The organism is Kibdelosporangium phytohabitans, assembly GCF_001302585.1.
Taxonomy (GTDB): Bacteria; Actinomycetota; Actinomycetes; order Mycobacteriales; family Pseudonocardiaceae; genus Kibdelosporangium; species Kibdelosporangium phytohabitans.
In genome coordinates, this window is sequence record NZ_CP012752.1 from 11,657,332 (window position 1) to 11,674,802 (window position 17,471).

Here is a 17,471-nt window from a genome sequence, read left to right on the forward strand (position 1 = left end):
ACATGGGTCGCATCAGCTGTGGATAGGACAGAATTTGCCGGGTCGGGCCGCGACCGGAACCGAATGGCCCTATCGTGAGTCCAACCTGCCGTAAAAACCGAGATCTACTTCACCCCAGGGGGCCGCTGTGTACGAAGACGACTCCAGCCAGGACCACTCCAACAACAGCGGTCACGGCGACGAGATGACCGTGACGGTCGACGGTGAGCAGTACGAGGTCGAGGCCGACTACGACCTCAACAAGGACGGCGAGAACGACACCGCGGTCATCACCGGTGACGACGGCACCAAAGTCGCCTTCACCGACGTGGACAACGACGGCGACGCCGACGTGGCGGTGGAGATGGACGAGAAGGGCAACGTCACCGGCGCCGCGCGCTACGACGAAGCCAGCGGCGAATGGGTCCCCGTCGACCCCAAGGGCAACGGCAGCGACGGCGACGGCCACGAGTCCACCGGATCGACCGGATCGACCGCGGGCCACTCCTCCTCGGCCGGCGGTGACATCAAAGTGGACGTTCCAGGCGAATCGTCCGACAAGAGCGCCGGTCCGGCCACTGTGGACATGAACCAGGACGGCAAGAACGACACGGCGGTCGTGAAGACCGACGACGGCGACACCATCGGCTTCACCGACAAGGACGGCGACGGCGAAGCCGACCAGATGACCGTCATCGAGTCCGACGGCACCGTCACCATCTCGCAGCACACCGGCGAGGACGAGTGGACCGAGGTCGAGAAGGGGCACGTCGACTCGAGCGGCAACTACGTCCCCGACAACAAGCGCTGACGTCCGACGCTTCCAGCCCCTGTCCGCACTTCGCGGCAGGGGCTTTCGCGTGTCCGGAGCTCTTGACCGTCCAGGCCATGTCAGTCGTGCCGCGCCGGTCGAGTCGCAACGGTCAAGCCGCGCCAGTCACGCCGCACCGATCAAGCCACGCCGGACACGCCGCGCCCGCCACGCCCGCCACGCCGGTCAAGGCGCGCCAGTCGAGCCGCGCCAGTCGAGCCGCGCCGTCAAGTCATGTCAGTCGAGCCACGCCGGTCAGAACATGTCGGTCAGGCCTCAGCGGTTCGCTCAAGCCAAGTCCGGGCGCGCCGGAGGGATCATCGTCGAATCTGGTTGTCCACAACCGACCAGTAGCCCCCTTGACCAGGCCCATTACCGATAGACTGGAGCAGGGACGCCCCCCGGGTTGGGTGGGGGCTTGTTTGTTGGGGTTTTGGGGAAGTTCGGTTGGAAGTTGGTCTGTGTTGCGGTGCTGCTGTGCTGTGCTGCGTGGGGTGAGTTGCCTGGGGTGGACGGGTTTTCGCCTGTGGGGGAGCGGGCTTGGGCTCGTGGTTGGCGCGTGAGCGCTGAGGCGTCTTCGGGGTTGGTTGCCTTGCGTATGGCCTGGGCGAGCCCAACCACGCAACTCGCGAGCCCAGCGACAGGCGTACGGACCGCTTCCTCGTGCGGTGGTCTGCGCCCGGTGGGGTTTCACTCTGGGACCGCGTCACGACTGAGGGCGCCAGCGGGGTTCCTGAACTCCGGTGAGGGACCGTCTACCTGGGAGCGATGGGTCGGGTGATGGCTTGCGGGGTAAGGAAAGGCTCTGGCAGAGTGGCGGCGGACACATCTTCTTTCGGTGGCATCCGGCAAAAGGACTGCGGAGCGTGGCGTGACCGGGCGGCAATGCCGCTGGTTCTGAACCGATTTGCTGAACCGATCAGGAAATGCCGTCCGTCCGGAAATCTTCCCGGGGATCACCGGTTGTGTGGGAAAGCCCACGTGCGCATTCGAGTGCTGAATCGATTCCCTTATCGGTCCGGTGAGGCAACCCACACGCCAGCTGTCGTTTAACCGGGCGACACCTGGTTAACCTCGCTTCATCCCTTTTCACGGCACGCCCATCTCCTCCGGTGGGTGGGCGAAGCCATTGGTGAGGACGTCGAAGTCCCCGCGCTTGAGACAACGGCGTCCGGTCGCGGGCTATGAACCCCCAGTCAGGAGACGAGGCGAGATGACCGCATTGGCCATTCCAGGTCTGGACACCGCACCGACGACGCACCAGCGGCTTCTCGAGTGGGTGCACGAGGTCGCCCAGCTGACCACGCCGGACCGTGTGGTGTGGGCCGACGGTTCGGACGAGGAGTGGGACCGGCTCACCGCGAAGCTGGTCGAAGCAGGGACGTTCACGGCGCTGAAGCAAAAACCCAACTCCTTCTGGGCAGCGTCGGATCCTGGCGATGTCGCCAGGGTCGAGGAGCGCACCTTCATATGTTCGGTCGACCCGCAGGACGCCGGTCCGACCAACAACTGGCTGGACCCGGCCGAGATGAAGGCCACCATGACCGAGCTCTACCGGGGCTGCATGCGTGGTCGCACGATGTACGTGATCCCGTTCTGCATGGGGCCGCTCGAGGCGGACAAGCCCATGCTGGGTGTGGAGATCACCGACTCGGAGTACGTCGTCGTGTCCATGCGCGTGATGACGCGCATGGGTTCGAAGGCGTTGGTCAAGTTCGGTGAGGACGCGGACTTCGTGCCGTGCCTGCACTCGGTCGGCGCGCCGTTGGACGAGGGCCAGCAGGATGTCGCCTGGCCCGCGAACGAGACCAAGTACATCAGCCACTTCCCGGAGACCCGCGAGATCTGGAGCTACGGCTCCGGCTACGGCGGCAACGCGCTGCTGGGCAAGAAGTGCTACTCGCTGCGGATCGCCTCGGTGATCGGCCGTGACGAGGGCTGGCTGGCCGAGCACATGCTGATCCTCAAGCTGATCTCGCCGGAGAACAAGGTCTACTACATCGCCGCCGCGTTCCCCAGCGCCTGCGGCAAGACGAACCTGGCGATGCTGGAGCCGACCATCCCCGGCTGGAAGGTCGAGACGCTCGGTGACGACATCGCGTGGATGAAGTTCGGTGAGGACGGTCGTCTCTACGCGGTCAACCCGGAGGCCGGTTTCTTCGGTGTGGCCCCGGGAACGGACTGGCACACCAACCCCAACGCGATGCGCACCATCGAGCGCGGCAACACGGTCTTCACCAACGTCGCGCTGACCGACAACGGCGACATCTGGTGGGAGGGCATGGGCGAGCCGCCCGCGCACCTGACGTCGTGGAAGAAGCAGGACTGGACGCCGGACTCGGACGAGCCGTCGAGCCACCCGAACTCGCGGTACTGCACGCCGATGTCGCAGTGCCCGATCCTGGCGCCGGAGTGGGACGACCCGAAGGGCGTGCCGATCTCGGCGATCTTCTTCGGTGGCCGCCGCAAGGACACCATCCCGCTGGTGACCGAGTCGCGTGACTGGAACCACGGCACCTTCATGGGTGCGACGCTGTCGAGCGAGACGACGGCCGCCGCGAAGGGCAAGGTCGGCGTCGTGCGGCGTGACCCGATGGCGATGCTGCCGTTCATCGGCTACAACGCCGCGGACTACTTCGCCCACTGGATCGCCACGGGCAAGCGCGCCGACGCGGACAAGCTGCCGAAGATCTTCTACGTGAACTGGTTCCGCCGCGGCGAGGAGAAGCAGTTCCTGTGGCCCGGGTTCGGCGAGAACTCGCGTGTGCTCAAGTGGGCGATCGAGCGCATCGAGGGCAAGGCCGCCGCGCACGAGACCCCGATCGGCTGGGTCCCGACGCTGGCCGACCTGGACACCGAGGGCCTCGACGCCTCCACCGAGGACCTCGAGGCCGCGCTGAAGGTCGACGCGGACGAGTGGCGCAAGGAGATCCCGCTGATCGAGGAGTGGTTCGACAAGATGGGCGACAAGCTCCCGACGTCACTGCGTGACGAGCTGGAGGCCCTCAAGCAGCGTCTGTCAGCGTAGCCAGACGCGACAACGGCCCCGTGGATCATTCCTCGGGGCCGTTTTGCTTGCCGGGCGCGGAACCGAGCGTCAGGCCGGGGTGGCGACCTTGACCTTCGCGGTGCGGATGCGGGTCAGCAGGGTCTTGGCGGTTTCGGTTCCCGATTCGACCTGGGCCATCTGCTTGTTCACGATTTGGAGGCGCTTGGACCGCTCGGTCGCGTCCAGCCGCATGGCCTTGTCCACTTCGCGCAGTTCGGTCTCGATGCCGGTGATCCGGCGGCCGAGGGCGTCGTCCAGCGCCAGTGACAGCTCCTGCTCGGCCTGGATCAGCTGGTCGGCGACCATCTGGTCCAGTGTGGACCTGGCGTCGGCGATCGCGTCGGTCAGCCACGTCTTCATGTGCTGCTTGTCCTGGGCGTGGCGCCTGGTCTTCGAGATCCACCAGCCCGCGCCGAGGCCGAGGATGATCGTCACCGGGGCGACGATCACACCGAGTGTTCCGGCGGCGGCGGCGCCGAACAGGCCCAGCGGCAGCGTGGCGAGTTTGCCGAGGCCCACGCCGCCGGAGATGCCCATCATCACCATGAGCTTGTCCTCCGAGGTGCCCGGGCGTTTCTCGGGCGAGCGCAGCACGACCGGCGGCTGGCCCGCTCGCGCGTACTGCGCCTGCAGGATCGCCAGCTCGTCCGCGGAGAACAGACCGGTCAGCACGTTCTCGCCGATCTTGTTCAGCCTGGCGCCCACCGAGGTGCTGACGCGCCGGGAGACCAGTTGCAGCGCCGCGTCGACCTGGCCGGACAGCGACGCCAACGCGTCCTTGTCGGCCGCGTCGATCTGCTGGCGGAACCAGGTCTGCATGTCGCGCATCTCGCGGCTGACCTCGTGGGTGTTCTCCATGCGGGCTCGCTGGATCTCACCTCGCATCTTGACCTGCCAGCCGCGCGTGGCCGACTTGCGCTGGACGGCCAGTTCCTCCTTGCGCGCCTTGAGGGCCTTGACCTCGTCGGCGCCGGTGGTCAGCGCACGTGACTCGCCGGTCAGTTTGACCTTGACCTCTTCCAGCGCGGTCGTCAGCGCCCGCATCGTGTTGGCCTCGGCCAGCATCGCGGCCTTGCCGATCACGAGTTCCTGCAGCGCGCCGGCCAACGCCGACAGCCCCGACTTCTCCTTGAGCATGTCGGCGGCCTGCTCGTTGGGCGCTTTGCCTGCCATCTCGGCCATCCGCGCCGACACGGGGTGGAACTCCGCGTCGGCGAAGCGGGGCGCGTGCTCGCGCAGCAGCTCCTGGTTGGCCGCCAGCACCTGGCGCCATCCGCGGAACTGGTCCACTTTGGACAACGTGAACAGCACGGTTTCGACGCGGTCGCCGACGTTGCGCAGGAAGTTCAGCTCTCCCACGGTGAACGGCGCCGACGCGTCGACCACGAACAGCAACGCGGTCGCGCTCGCCGCGGCTTCCAGCGCGAGTTCGCCGTGCACCGAGTCGAGCCCGCCGACCCCGGGGGTGTCCACGATGGAGATCTTGTCGAGCAGGTCGACCGGGCCGTCCACCTCGACGTACCGCGGCGGCAGGTGCCCTTCCGGCAGTTCGTGCGACGCGGAGACCCAGTTGATCAGCTGGCTGAGGTCGACCTGGATCGGGGCGAGGTGGCCGGGGTAGCAGGCCCGCGCCTCCCACTGCTCGGCGTGCCCGAACACCAGGTACGTCGCCGTCGCCACGTCGGCGTCCACAGGAGACAGTCCTGGCTGTCCGAGCAGGGCGTTGACCAGCGAGCTCTTGCCGCGGTTGGTTTCGCCGACCACGACGACGGTCGGCTGGCGCCTGCGGCGGCCACGCAGTTCCTCCACCCACGCCGCGGAGTCGGGCGCGACCTCGCGCAGCAGGTTGAGCATCTGCTCGCGGTGCGCGGCGACCTGCTTGGGCAGACTGGGCTGAGCGGGTGCGGTCACGACTGCTTCACCTTGTACACCGTCACGATCGGCGCGCGCAGCAGGCGCCCGCGGTCGGCGAATCCCACCACTTCCGTCTCCGCGACCACACCGTCCATCGTCACGTCCTGGGTCGGCACGGTGCCGCCTGCTTCGTGCTGCGCCGGGTCGAACACGTCGCCGTCGGGCCGGATCGCCGACACCCCGATGCCTGACAGGCCGTCCTCGATCCGTTCCACCACACCGGGGCTGCGGGCGCGGTCGAGCGCGTACAGGCACAGCTGCACGAGGGTGTCCCGCTCGGTGAGCGCCTTCTTGAGCGTCTCGGTCTGGTCGGCTGGCTCGGGATTGGCGATGCCCGCGATCATGTTCGCGCTCACTTCGGTGGTCGGGTCGGTGTCGTCGGCCTTGGTGCGCCGGAAAAGGGAAGCCAACGAGATCACCCTGTCTGCGAGATGAGAACGACTGTCGGGCCGAAATTACCTCTAGTTGCCACGCAGCTGCTGCCAGATGAGGAAATACGCCCGGTGCACGACGTGCGCCACACGGCTCTGCGCCGGCGTCGCGCCGAAGGACGCGAACGAACGCCACCAGCCCGCGCGCTCCAGCGCGTACGCGACCAGCTCCTGCTGCGGACGGCCCTTCATGCCGAGCTGTTCACCGACGTCCGCGCTGCCGCCGACCCGCAGCACCTCCTCGGCGAGGTCCTCGGGCATCGACACCGCGCCGGACGTGACCAGGGTGAGGGCTTCGAGCAGGCGCAACGCGTGTGCTTCCGGCTTGGCCAGCAGCACCTCGATCGCGTCGTGCACGCGCTGCCGCTCGCCCAGGTCACCGGACGCCTGCGCGAGCGCGGTCACGGAGGCCAGCGCGGCGGCGGCTTTGATGCCGTCGGCCCTGGCGCGGAACACCGCGTCGAGCCGGGCGCGCACGCTGGCCAGACCTGAGGTGTCGAGCAGTTTGCGGCGCAGGGCACCGGCGGTCAGGTCCGGGTCCTGCCGCAGCGCCTCGACTGCCTGGCTGATGCCGTAGAGGTCGAGCTTCTCCAGCAGGCGCAGCCGCGTGCCACTGGGCACGTCGCAGTCCCACGAGGTGAACATGTCGGCCGAGACCAGCAACATCTCCCAGGTCACGTCGTCGAGCTGGGCGAGCTGCTTGAGCGCTTCGGCGTCGGCCGAGGTGAACCCGCCGGACTCGGCGGTCTCGGCGAGCAGCCCGATCACCGGCAGCACGTCGGCGACCCTCGGCTTGAGCGTGACCGCCTGCTTCTCGGCCAGCAGCGAGGCGGCCTTCCAGACGTCGCCGTCCGCACCGGTCACCGACTCGGGCGCGATCGTGTCCGCCTTGTTCAGCACGGCGATCGCGTTCACCGGACCGGCTTCGCGGCTGGCGGTCGCCGCCGTGAACGCCGCAAGCGCTTGCTGGTCGTCGGCGCGCACGCCCTGGGTCACGACGTAGAGCACGGCTTCGGCGCCCGCGACCGCGTTGCGCGACGTGTCGTCCAGGTCGTCGCTGGACTCCTCGCCGTCGGTTTCCCCGGCCCCGGCCGGCTTCGCCGCGCCGAGCAGCTGCTCGGTCCGGGCGACCGACGCGGCGTCGAGCGAGCCCAGGCCGGGGGTGTCGATCACCGTCAGGTCGCGCAGCACGGCGTTGGTCAGGTACGCCTCGATGTGCGACACCTGGTCGAAGTCCAGGTCGAGGGTCGCCGGGATCATGCCGCTCGCGTCGAACGGCAGCACCTGCTTGCGGCCGTCGTTGAAGATCACTTCGACCCGGTCGACCGTGCCGTACTGGAACCTGGTCACCAGGCGGGTGCACTCGCCCACGTCGGTGGGCGCGACCCGGCGGCCGATGAGCGCGTTCACGAGCGTCGACTTGCCGGACTTGATCCGGCCCGCGACGGCCACCTGCAGCGGCGCCGACAACCGGCGCAGCACCTCGCGGAATCCGGCGGCCGTACGGGCGGTGACCTGCGACTGCAGGCGTACGCATAACTGGGCGACCGCAGCCGACAGCGGGCCTGCCAGGTGCTGTTGTCGATCGGTCGCCGTAGTCACGCGGAAATCGTGCCACGTCCAGGCGACGCGCGGTTGCAAACCCGGCATTAAGGGGTATCCACCTGCCATGGACACGAACAGCTACATCGCCTTCCTCGTGATGGGTGTCATCCTCGTGGCCATCGACGGGCAGATCATCTACCGGAGCGGGCGGAAGTACCTCGAGCGTTCCTATGGCGATTCCGGTTCGGGCACGTCCATGGCGCGCCTGGTCACCGTGCTGTTCCACCTCGTGGTGGTCGGTCTGCTGATGCTGGTCTCGACCGTCGATGTCGGTGAGAACCAGACCGAAGGCGTGATCCTTCGGCTGGGCATCGTTCTGCTGCTGCTGGCCGCCGCGCACGGGGTCACCATCGCGATCCTCGCGCGGATCAAGGAACACCAGATCCAGGAGCAGCTGGCTGAGGAGATGACGCACCCGCACTCCCCGATCCGCGGTGAGCAGCCGCCGGAGCCGAGCATCGACACGACCCCGACCACGGCACCCACCACAAGGACCAATCCGCCGCCGCCGTACCTGGCCCCGTAGAAGGTCAGCCTTTGGTGCTACCCGACTCAGCCTCCGGCTCGACGCGCCGGGGGCTGTGCCGGGCTTAGGCTGCTCGTGTGCGACGGCTGAGCTTGTGGATGCGGCAGCATCCGACGTTCGGCGACTCCCTGCTGGCCTTCTCCCTGGCGCTGTTCGAGTCGCCGATCTTCTTCACCGAGCGCCCACCGCAGCCGATGTGGCTGTACCTGCTGGTCGACCTGGGCATGATCGGTCCGATCGTGCTGCGCAGGCGCCGCCCGATGGTGGCGTGTTACCTCATCCTCGTCACCGGGTTCGCCCAGCTGGTCACCGACGCGCTGGCGGACGAGCCGACCGTGCTCAGGCCCGCGAACATCGCGATCGGGATCGCGCTGTACACGATGGTCGTCTACGTCGGCCGCCGCCAGGCGTTGATCTACGCGGGCTGGATCACGATCGGGACCGTGATGTGGTCGGTCTGGCTGGTGAAGCCGCGGACCGACCAGTGGTGGATCGCGGGCATCTCGATCTTCGTGCTGCTGGCGTTCTGCTGGACGCTCGGCGAGTTCGTCGGCGCCCGCCGCGCCTACCAGGCCGAGGTGGAGCAGCGGCTGCGGCTGCTGGAGACCGAACGCGACCACCAGGCCAAGATCGCCGTCGCCGAGGAACGCGCCCGCATCGCCCGTGAGCTGCACGACGTGGTGGCGCACGCGGTCAGCGTCATGGTCGTCCAGGCCGACGGCGCGACGTACGCCGTGAACACCAATCCCGAGCTGGCCGCGCGGGCGATCAAGACGATCTCGTCGACCGGCCGGGAGGCGCTGACCGAGCTGCGCCGGTTGCTCGGCGTGCTGCGCGCCGAGGACAGCGGCGACGAACGCACCCCGCAGCCGGGCACGAACTCGCTCAACGACCTCGCCGAGCGGGTCCGCCTCGTCGGCCTGCCGGTGCGGCTGAAGCTCAAGGGCGAACTGGACGGGTTGCCCGCGGGGATCGGGCTGGGGATCTACCGGATCGTGCAGGAAGCGCTGACCAACACCCTGAAGCACGCGGGCGCGGGGGCGTCCGCGGTGGTGCGCGTGGCGCGGCTCGGCGACAACGTCGAACTGGACATCACCGACGACGGCTTCGGCACGCCGCACGAGCTGGTGTCGATCTCCGGCGGCAACGGGCTGATCGGGATGCGGGAGCGGGCGAACGTCTTCGGTGGCACGCTGCAGGCGGGCCCGAGGCCGGGCGGCGGCTGGCACGTGCACGCGGTACTACCAATCCAGGGAACCTAGGGAAACATGATCAAAGTGGTGTTGGTCGACGACCAGGAGCTGATGCGCGTCGGCTTCCGGATGGTGCTCGGCGCCCAGCCGGACATGGAGATCGTCGGCGAGGCGGGCGACGGCGACGCGGCCGTGAAGCTGGCGGCGCGGCTGCGGCCGGACGTGGTGCTGATGGACGTGCGGATGCCTGTGCTCGACGGCGTGGAGGCGACCAAGCTGATCACCGAGGCGGGCACGGCGAAGGTGCTCGTGATGACCACCTTCGACCTGGACGAGTACGCGCTGACCGCGCTGCGCAACGGCGCCAGCGGCTTCATGCTCAAGGACACGCCGCCGGATCACCTGGTGGCCGCGTTGCGGTCGGTCGCGAGCGGCGATGCCGTGGTCTCGCCGAGTGTGACCCGGCGTCTGCTCGACCGTTTCCTCGGCGCGTCGGGCGGGCAGCTGCGGGACGCTTCGGTGCTGGACGCTTTGACCGACCGCGAGCGGGAGGTGCTCGTGCTGATGGCTCAGGGGCTGTCGAACACCGAGATCGCCCGGAAGCTGTTCTTGTCGGAGGCGACCGTGAAGACGCACGTCGGTCGCGTGCTCGCCAAGTTGGAGCTACGCGACCGCGTGCAGGCTGTCGTGCTGGCGTACGAGACCGGTCTCGTACGCCCAGGTGAGGCCTAGTTTCCGCCGGAACTGTCAGACCACTGCGGTAACGTTGAAAACAAGGGATCCCCTTGGGGGAATTGGTGTTGCGGTGGCGGCTATCCGTGGTCTGGCCAGGCCACGCGCGCTGTCGAGGTGGCGCCGGGGAGCGGGCGATGGCCGGTCAGCGTCGGTAGTCCGCTGATGTCGCCGTAGAGCTCGTAGCGGTAGAACGCGACCGCGTAGGCGGTCAGTGCGTTCTGTTGCTGCGCGGGCGTCAACTCACGCGTCGGGCAGGTGCTGTCGTCCTCTCCAAAGAGGAACGGCGGTGTCCATTTCGTGTTGAAGTAGTTGTGGTTCGCGTTGCGCAGGGACACCGTGAAGTCCGTGACGGTGTTGCGGCCCTTGAGGTCGTCCAGGTATTCCTGGCCCGCTTCGCCGACCGCGCCGTCGCAGGAGCTGGTGACCGCGGTGAACGGGACCGTGGTGCTCAGTGTGTCGCTGTGGTCGCCTTCCGGGTGGTCGAACTTCACCGGCGCCAGGCCCAGGACCGCGCGGACGCGTACACCCGCGGGCCATTCGTTGCGGTGCTTGTCCGACGCCTGCCACATGACTCCCTTGCCGCCGCGTGAGTGGCCGAGGGTACCGACGCGTGTCATGTCGACGTGGCCTTGGAACGACGCCGCGACCGGCCGTCCGGTGTCCGGATCGGTGAACCGACCGGCCAGCGGTCCGCCTCCGGTGGTGGTCAGCTGCTGCCACAGCCGCAGGTGTTCGTTGACCAGCCTGGCCCGGTCGCCGTAGTCGAACGAGGTCATGTTGATGCCGTCGGCGCTGATGGAGACCACGACGAAGCCGCGGGAGGCCAGTTCGGCGCCGAGGTAGTCGTATCCGCGGTAGCTGGGGAACGGACGGGACCCGGCCGGGCAGGGCCAGGTGGCGGCTTCCTGGACGTCACAGGCCCACCACGAGCCGTGGGCCATGACGATCAACGGGAGCGTGCCGGTGAGCCGCCGCGGGGAGTGCACCACCGCCCGTATCTCGCTGACAGTGCCGCTCTGGGCATCGGTGTACGCCGTGTCGCCCAGGTCGTACACGGCGCGCACGACGGACCGACTGGTGTCCTGTGCGCTGGTCGCGGGCCGGCCGGTGCCCACCATGAGTGCGATCACCACACCGAGCGTGAATCGGATTCGTGTGTTCACGTCGCTAGCACGCACCACGCGGCGGGTGCGTTGTCCGGCGGCTGGTTCATGCCACGCGGCTCAGCGGTAGTCGTCCGGGTTGACGGTGTGCGGGTCGAGGCCCTTGCCGAAGATGTCCGCGAACCAGCGGCCCCAGTCGGGGCGGGTGCCGTCGACGTCGGTGAAGCCGTACTCCCGCATCAGACTCCAGGATGACAGCGACTGGCCTGACCAGCGGTTCACCTCGGGATCCCGTGCCAGTGCGGCCACCGCGCGGCCGATGTGGTGCGGGGACTCGGCCATGGCGAAGTGGATGTCCTGCGCTGTCGCGTCACGCCAGTTCTCCTCGGTGACGCCCATGCCTTCGAGCATCGCCTCCGAGCGGATGTAGCCGGGGGTCAGCGCCAGCGCGGTGATGCCGTGGGCGGTCAGTTGCGCGCCCATGGCCTGCGCTGTCCGGCGGATGCCGGATTTCACCAGGTAGTACGGGAGGGCCACGCCGTGGTAGGTCTCGTCGTCGCCGTCCGTGACCTCGACGACGAGGCCCTTGCCCTGTTCCACCATCAGCGGCAGCAGGGTGTGCAGTGCCCTGAGGTGGGTTTCGATGCCGTTGCGGTGCACCGCGATCGCCGCGTCCACGTCGGACTCCCAGAACGGGGTGCCGTGCTCGACGAACGGGTCACCGCCCCAGACGTCGTTCACCAGCACGTCGAGCCGGTCCAGTCTGGAGCGCAGGTCGGCCACGTCGGCCTGCACGGTGAAGTCGCAGCGGACCGCGATGCCGTGCCCGCCTGCCTTGGTGACCAGCTCCGCGGTGTCCTCGATGGTCTCCGGGCGGTTCATCGGGCTCGCCGATGCCCGCGTGGTGCGGCCCGCCGCGTAGACCGTCGCGCCGATCGCTCCCAGTTCGACCGCGATCGCCCGGCCGCAGCCCCTTGTCGCGCCCGCGACCACCGCAACCAGTTCAGCCATTGTCCTGCCATCCCTTCAGTACCGCGTCGATGTCCGCGGCGAGGCGATCGAGCAGGCCACCCGACGGCCGGACCGACCAGGAGATCGCCGTCCCGTTGGCCAGGCAGACCAGGATGCGGGCCGCGGTGGGCGGCGCGCCGGGCACGCCGCGCGCGTGGATCGCCAGCTCGGCTTCGAAGGCCGCGAAGAACTCGCCGTGCAGGTCGCGCAGCTCCGGGTCGGACAGGTCGATGGCCAGCTGGCCGAGGTGGTTGGCGGCCGTCGACGAGTCGTCCAGCGCCCGGAAGACCTCCAGGATCGCGGTGCGCAGGTCCGGCGCCGCCCGGACCTGCGCGCGCACCTGGTCGACCGCCGTGCGGCTGAGTGCTTTGAGCAGGCCGTGTTTGGAGCCGAAGCGCTGGGACACCGTGCCGACCGAGACGCCCGCGACCGCGGCGACGTCGGCGACCGTGAAGCTCGGTCCGTGTTCGCCGATCGCCGTGCCCAGCGCGCTGAGCAGCCGCTCGTCGGTGATGGTTCGAGGCCTTGCCATCCCATTAGTGAAGCATGGTTCATTAACACTGTCGACCCTGACCCCCGACCCCGAGGACAGGTGGGGGACTTCCCGGATCGCGGGTTGACAGATTGTCCGCCACGCTACGACTGCGGGCCGACCCCGAGTTCGGACCACGGGAGGAGACAACTCCGGACCGTGGGAGGACGCGGTGGGACAGCCCGGGACGACACGATTGATCCATCGAGGCGGGAACCACTGTTGAAGGAGCGACCATGATCGAGGCACGGGGCCTCACCAAGCGGTATGGGAAGACCCTCGCGGTCAACGATCTGTCGTTCACGGTTCAGCCCGGCCGGGTCACCGGCTTCCTCGGACCGAACGGCGCGGGCAAGTCCACCACCATGCGGATGATGCTCGGCCTGGACAACCCGACCTCCGGTGTCGCGTTGATCGACGGCAAGCACTATCGCGAACTGCGCAACCCGCTGCGCCAGATCGGTGCGCTGCTGGACGCCAAGTGGGTTCACCCGAACAGGTCGGCTTACGCGCACCTGCGCTGGATGGCCGTGTCCAACAAGATCCCCACCCGCCGGGTGGACGAGGTGCTCGACCTGGTCGGCCTGACCGCCGTGGCCAAGAAGCGCGCGGGTGGTTTCTCGCTCGGCATGTCGCAGCGCCTGGGCATCGCCGGTGCGCTGCTCGGCGACCCGGGGATCCTGCTGTTCGACGAGCCGGTCAACGGCCTCGACCCGGAAGGCATCCTCTGGATCCGCAAGTTCATGCACCGGCTGGCCGACGAGGGGCGGACCGTGCTGGTCTCCAGCCACCTGCTGTCGGAGATGTCGCTGACCGCGCAGGAGCTCGTGGTGATCGGCCGCGGCAGGCTGATCGCGCAGCGCTCCACTGAGGACTTCATCCACGCCGCGACGGAGAACACCGTCAAGGTGCGCAGCCCGCAGGTGAGCAAGCTGCGTGACGCGCTGAGCGAAACGGGCGCCGCCATGCGCGACGACGCCGACGCGCTGATCGTGTCCGGTGTGGACGCCGCGCAGATCGGTGAGATCGCCGCGGCCAACCAGGTCGTGCTGCACGAGCTCAGCCCGCAGCGCGGATCGCTGGAAGAGGCGTTCATGCAGCTGACCGGCGACTCCGTCGAGTACCACACCGAACTTGCCGAATCCGTTGACCAGATGGTGGATGTGAACCGATGACGCTGCTCGCAGTCGAACGAATCAAGCTCTTCTCCACGCGCTCGCCGTGGTGGTGCATGGCACTGGCACTCGGGCTGATGGTCGGCTTCGCCGGACTGGTCAGCGCGTCGGCCAGCAACGCGGGCCAGGTGTCGGTCCCGGTCTCGCAGTTCGGGTTCACCTTCGCGCTCGCCGTGATCCTGGTGCTCGCCACCCTGTCGGTGACCACCGAGTACCGCTTCAACACGATCAAGACCACGTTCCAGGCCGTGCCGAGCCGGACGTCCGCCCTGCTGGCCAAGACGACCGTGGTCGCGTTCACCGCGGGTGTGCTCGGGGTGATCGCCGCTTTCGGGTCGCTGGGCGTCGCGACGCTGATCCAGCCGGACGCCGACCTGGCGCTCAACAGCGAGGCTGACTGGCGCCAGGTCGCGGGCACCGGACTGGTGACGCTCTTCGCCGCGGTGGTCGCGGTGTCCGTCGGCATCCTGATCAGGCAGACCGCCGGTGCCGTGTCGATCCTGCTGGCGTACTCGCTGGTGGCCGAGAACCTGGTCCAGCTGATCCCGAGCGTCGGCGCCGACATCCACAAGTGGCTGCCGTTCAACGTCGCCAACCGGTTCCTGACCGGCAACCCGGACGGCGCGGGCGATTTCCAGGGGCCCGGTTCGTCGACGAGCACGCTGCCGCCGTGGGCGGCGCTGGCCTACTTCGCCGGCTTCTCCGTCGTCATGCTGGTGATCGCCATCGTGGTCGCCAAGAAGCGCGACGCCTGAACGAAAGAACCACCTGGCGGGTCGATCGGGGGATCTGCCGGGTACAACGGGGGAAAGGGAGCCCGGGTCACCTGTCGGGGGGTGGCTCGGGTTCCTTTGTTGGTCTGGTCACGGACGGTTGCGATCACCGCACGCGCTTGCAAGGATGTAACGAAGCGATCTAGCGCATGAGGTCTGGTTAAGACCACGTAAAGAGGCTGTGAGGCCTTACACAGTTCGCGGACAACGGTGTTCGACTAGCGCTCAGATCGATGTTGACCCCGTCACGAACCATCGGAGGTGGACGTTGACGGTCACTGATGTAAGCGCTCCTACCGAACCACCGGAGCCGGTTGTGCCAAGGGCACGCCGTGAACTACGAGTAGAACCGATGATCGAGCTCGAATGGTCGCAGGCCATCGAGCCGCACGCCGCGCTGGCGTCGATCGCGGGCTCGACCAGACCTGCCGAGACGCGCCGCGCGTGGATCCACCGCGCACCGGAGGACCAGGTGCTGGCCCTGTACGCCTCGGCCGCCGAGGTCGACCAGCAGCTCGCCGCGCCGTGGTGGCTCAAGGCGCTGGCGGCGGGTGGACTGAGCTCGCGGGCGGAAGGTTTCCTGCTGGAGGACCGGGTCGGGAAATTGCTCGACGCCAGGCCGGGCTGGGTTTTCGTGCCGTGGTACAGCGACGGCGACAGCGGCTATTGGGAGTACATGCCTTCCGAGCGCCGGGTTTCCGGGCCTGCCGTGCCGACGACGCTGGTGCTCACCCACCGGCACAACGGCTGGCTGGACATCCAGCCCGTGCACACGACCACCGGGCAGGCGCCTGCCCCGCTCGCGGTGAACGGGATGGGCGATCTGCGATCCAACCTCGCCCGGTGGGAGAGCGTGTTCTAGTTTCTTGCGGGTGGAACAAGAAGTACGCAGGCGCACTGTCGTCAGCTATGTACAGCGCGGCGGGCGGATGACGGTCGGCCAGGAACGGGCTTGGGAACGCCATTGGCCCGAGTTGGGGCAGGACGTTTCCAGCCTTCCGGCCGGTCCGTTGGACACCGGCGCGTGGTTCGGCCGGTCCGCGCCCGTCGTGCTGGAGATCGGGTCGGGGATGGGCGAGACCACGTCCAAACTGGCCGCGGCGGCACCGGAGGTGAACTACCTCGCGGTCGAGGTGTACCAGGCGGGCCTGGCGCAGCTGATGATGCGCGCGGCCGACTTGGACGTGACCAACCTGCGGCTGCTGCGCGGTGACGCGGTCGTCCTGCTCACCGACCACATCGAACCCGGCACGTTGTCCGAGGTCCGGCTGTACTTCCCGGACCCCTGGCCCAAGAAACGGCACCACAAGCGCCGGATCGTCCAACCCGGCTTCGTGTCGCTGGTCGCGTCGCGGCTGGCGCCGGGCGGCCGGTTCCACATGGCGACCGACTGGGAGCACTACGCCGAGCACATGCTCGAGGTGTGTTCCGCCGAGCCGGGACTGCGCAATGTGTACTCGGGCTGGGCGCCGCGGCCCGAATGGCGGCCGGTGACCAAGTTCGAGTCGCGCGCGCACACCGAAGGGCGGGACATCCGCGACCTCGTCTTCGAAAAGGCGCCCAGTGCCTGACTGCCTCACTCCGCTCGGCACGTCCGGCCACTGTGCGTAGTTCGCCCGGCAGCGGCAACACCCGACCAGGTAGTTGAGCCCACTGCGGCATTCGGCCGATAAGCAGTGGGTGACTGCCCTGTTATCCACCGAGTTGGTCGCCGCCGACGAGTTCCTGCACCGCTACCACGGCGCGCGCCCGCGTGCCGGGAGCGTGCGGGCGAGGCTCGGCGAAGTCCGCGCGCAGATCGCGGAAACCGGTACGTACGAACACACTCGTGCGGAGTTGGCGTACGGCGCGCGGATCGCGTTGCGCGACAGCGGTGTCTACACGGACGGGGTTCCGTGGCGCGGGTTGCTGGTGCGTGATCTGCGCGCGGCCCGCACGGCGACCGAGGTCGCGACCGGGTGCGTGCGGCACCTGCGGCTGGCCGCGAGCAAAGGCCGGGTCCAGCCGACCGTGACCGTCTTCGCGCCGGACAGCCCGAGGCTGATCAACGAGCAACTGATCCGCTACGCGGGATACGCGCAGCACGGTCAGGTGATGGGCGACCGCAGGCATGTCGCGTTCACCGAGACGGTCCGCAAGATGGGCTGGCGTTCGCCGACCGCGCGCAGCGCCTTCGACCTGCTTCCTCTCGTCGTGCGCGACGAGCACGTCGGTGTGCGCCTGTTCGCGTTGCCACGGGACGTCGTGCGGGAGGTCCCGCTGGAACACCCCGAGCTCAGCTGGTTCGTCGATCTCGGACTGCGCTGGCACGCGGTCGGCGCCCGCTCGCAGCTGTTGTCGATCGGTGGTGTCGAGTACCCGGTGGTGTTCAACGGGATCCACACGTCGTCGGCGATCGGTGCGGACGCGCTCGGCGACGACCGGGCGTACGGGTTCAGCCGGGTGATCGCCGAGCACCTCGGCCTGGACACGGCGACCGACGAATCACGGTGGCGAGAACGCGCCGCGCTCGTACTCGACCGGGCGGTGCTGCATTCGTTCCGATCAGCGGGTGTGAGCATCGCGCCGCGGGACGCGCGCCCTGCCAGGCGCGAACCGGAGAGGCACGCGCCCAGTTTCCTGGGATAGCGTTTC

The 17,471-nt window shown here is 68.3% G+C and carries 16 protein-coding genes; 10 read left to right on the plus strand and 6 right to left on the minus strand.

Going from position 1 to position 17,471, the window contains the following annotated elements; genetic code table 11:
- Positions 1 to 127 precede the first annotated feature (127 nt).
- Entirely contained in the window at positions 128 to 790 is a 663-nt protein-coding gene (locus AOZ06_RS52495; RefSeq protein ID WP_054296226.1) for a hypothetical protein, read from the plus strand.
- A gap of 1,213 nt (positions 791 to 2,003) precedes the next feature.
- Positions 2,004 to 3,818 (plus strand): phosphoenolpyruvate carboxykinase (GTP), encoded by a 1,815-nt coding sequence (locus AOZ06_RS52500; protein ID WP_054296227.1) that lies wholly within the window; start codon positions 2,004 to 2,006, stop codon positions 3,816 to 3,818.
- 69 nt (positions 3,819 to 3,887) lie between these two features.
- On the opposite strand, the gene AOZ06_RS52505 is transcribed toward AOZ06_RS52500, so the two are convergent.
- The 3 genes from AOZ06_RS52505 to AOZ06_RS52515 form a co-directional block, all read right to left on the minus strand.
- Positions 3,888 to 5,750 carry a dynamin family protein gene (locus AOZ06_RS52505; RefSeq protein ID WP_054296228.1) on the minus strand — a complete coding sequence of 621 codons (1,863 nt, stop codon included), beginning with the start codon at positions 5,748 to 5,750 and terminating at the stop codon, positions 3,888 to 3,890.
- Positions 5,747 to 6,097, minus strand: a complete 351-nt coding sequence (locus AOZ06_RS52510; protein WP_054297562.1) for a nucleotide exchange factor GrpE — start codon at positions 6,095 to 6,097, stop codon at positions 5,747 to 5,749. Before AOZ06_RS52510 ends, AOZ06_RS52505 begins: the two co-directional genes overlap by 4 nt.
- Positions 6,098 to 6,214: 117 nt before the next feature.
- Entirely contained in the window at positions 6,215 to 7,786 is a 1,572-nt protein-coding gene (locus AOZ06_RS52515; RefSeq protein WP_054297563.1) for a dynamin family protein, read from the minus strand.
- A gap of 67 nt (positions 7,787 to 7,853) precedes the next feature.
- Here AOZ06_RS52515 and AOZ06_RS52520 point away from each other — a divergent pair, with 67 nt between their 5' ends.
- From AOZ06_RS52520 to AOZ06_RS52530, 3 genes are all read left to right on the plus strand, one after another.
- Positions 7,854 to 8,315 carry a hypothetical protein gene (locus tag AOZ06_RS52520; RefSeq protein WP_054296229.1) on the plus strand — a complete coding sequence of 154 codons (462 nt, stop codon included), beginning with the start codon at positions 7,854 to 7,856 and terminating at the stop codon, positions 8,313 to 8,315.
- 98 nt (positions 8,316 to 8,413) lie between these two features.
- Entirely contained in the window at positions 8,414 to 9,577 is a 1,164-nt protein-coding gene (locus tag AOZ06_RS52525; RefSeq protein ID WP_054297564.1) for a sensor histidine kinase, read from the plus strand.
- A 6-nt stretch (positions 9,578 to 9,583) separates the two neighbouring features.
- A complete protein-coding gene (locus AOZ06_RS52530) occupies positions 9,584 to 10,240 on the plus strand; it encodes a response regulator (RefSeq protein ID WP_054296230.1) in 657 nt (218 codons plus the stop codon).
- An 80-nt stretch (positions 10,241 to 10,320) separates the two neighbouring features.
- On the opposite strand, the gene AOZ06_RS52535 is transcribed toward AOZ06_RS52530, so the two are convergent.
- The 3 genes from AOZ06_RS52535 to AOZ06_RS52545 are packed head-to-tail and all read right to left on the minus strand — an operon-like array spanning position 10,321 to position 12,889.
- Positions 10,321 to 11,406: an alpha/beta hydrolase gene (locus AOZ06_RS52535; RefSeq protein WP_054296231.1), complete on the minus strand. Its 1,086-nt coding sequence runs from the start codon at positions 11,404 to 11,406 to the stop codon at positions 10,321 to 10,323.
- A gap of 60 nt (positions 11,407 to 11,466) precedes the next feature.
- Complete coding sequence (locus AOZ06_RS52540; protein WP_054296232.1) at positions 11,467 to 12,357, minus strand: SDR family oxidoreductase; 891 nt, start codon at positions 12,355 to 12,357, stop codon at positions 11,467 to 11,469.
- A complete protein-coding gene (locus AOZ06_RS52545; protein WP_054296233.1) occupies positions 12,350 to 12,889 on the minus strand; it encodes a TetR family transcriptional regulator in 540 nt (179 codons plus the stop codon). Before AOZ06_RS52545 ends, AOZ06_RS52540 begins: the two co-directional genes overlap by 8 nt.
- A gap of 236 nt (positions 12,890 to 13,125) precedes the next feature.
- On the opposite strand from AOZ06_RS52545, the gene AOZ06_RS52550 reads away from it, so the two are divergent.
- From AOZ06_RS52550 to AOZ06_RS52570, 5 genes are all read left to right on the plus strand, one after another.
- Positions 13,126 to 14,064 (plus strand): ABC transporter ATP-binding protein, encoded by a 939-nt coding sequence (locus AOZ06_RS52550; protein WP_054296234.1) that lies wholly within the window; start codon positions 13,126 to 13,128, stop codon positions 14,062 to 14,064.
- Positions 14,061 to 14,819, plus strand: a complete 759-nt coding sequence (locus tag AOZ06_RS52555) for an ABC transporter permease (protein WP_054296235.1) — start codon at positions 14,061 to 14,063, stop codon at positions 14,817 to 14,819. Before AOZ06_RS52550 ends, AOZ06_RS52555 begins: the two co-directional genes overlap by 4 nt.
- 370 nt (positions 14,820 to 15,189) lie before the next feature.
- On the plus strand, positions 15,190 to 15,699 hold the full coding sequence (locus AOZ06_RS52560) for a hypothetical protein (protein ID WP_225953115.1): 510 nt from the start codon (positions 15,190 to 15,192) through the stop codon (positions 15,697 to 15,699).
- Positions 15,700 to 15,766: 67 nt separating this feature from the next.
- A complete protein-coding gene (gene trmB, locus AOZ06_RS52565; protein WP_417999989.1) occupies positions 15,767 to 16,408 on the plus strand; it encodes a tRNA (guanosine(46)-N7)-methyltransferase TrmB in 642 nt (213 codons plus the stop codon).
- A 109-nt stretch (positions 16,409 to 16,517) separates the two neighbouring features.
- A complete protein-coding gene (locus tag AOZ06_RS52570) occupies positions 16,518 to 17,465 on the plus strand; it encodes a nitric oxide synthase oxygenase (RefSeq protein WP_054296238.1) in 948 nt (315 codons plus the stop codon).
- The last annotated feature ends 6 nt before the right edge of the window (positions 17,466 to 17,471 follow it).

What these genes read in the sequence shown, in the direction of transcription:
- AOZ06_RS52540 (WP_054296232.1), bottom strand. Translation starts at nt 12,357, where the DNA reads ATGGCTGAACTGGTTGCGGTGGTCGCGGGCGCGACAAGGGGCTGCGGC.
- trmB (WP_417999989.1), top strand. Translation starts at nt 15,767, where the DNA reads ATGACGGTCGGCCAGGAACGGGCTTGGGAACGCCATTGGCCCGAGTTG.
- AOZ06_RS52510 (WP_054297562.1), bottom strand. Translation starts at nt 6,097, where the DNA reads ATGATCGCGGGCATCGCCAATCCCGAGCCAGCCGACCAGACCGAGACG.
- AOZ06_RS52525 (WP_054297564.1), top strand. Translation starts at nt 8,414, where the DNA reads ATGCGGCAGCATCCGACGTTCGGCGACTCCCTGCTGGCCTTCTCCCTG.
- AOZ06_RS52560 (WP_225953115.1), top strand. Translation starts at nt 15,190, where the DNA reads ATGATCGAGCTCGAATGGTCGCAGGCCATCGAGCCGCACGCCGCGCTG.
- AOZ06_RS52550 (WP_054296234.1), top strand. Translation starts at nt 13,126, where the DNA reads ATGATCGAGGCACGGGGCCTCACCAAGCGGTATGGGAAGACCCTCGCG.
- AOZ06_RS52530 (WP_054296230.1), top strand. Translation starts at nt 9,584, where the DNA reads ATGATCAAAGTGGTGTTGGTCGACGACCAGGAGCTGATGCGCGTCGGC.
- AOZ06_RS52555 (WP_054296235.1), top strand. Translation starts at nt 14,061, where the DNA reads ATGACGCTGCTCGCAGTCGAACGAATCAAGCTCTTCTCCACGCGCTCG.
- AOZ06_RS52520 (WP_054296229.1), top strand. Translation starts at nt 7,854, where the DNA reads ATGGACACGAACAGCTACATCGCCTTCCTCGTGATGGGTGTCATCCTC.
- AOZ06_RS52545 (WP_054296233.1), bottom strand. Translation starts at nt 12,889, where the DNA reads ATGGCAAGGCCTCGAACCATCACCGACGAGCGGCTGCTCAGCGCGCTG.
- AOZ06_RS52500 (WP_054296227.1), top strand. Translation starts at nt 2,004, where the DNA reads ATGACCGCATTGGCCATTCCAGGTCTGGACACCGCACCGACGACGCAC.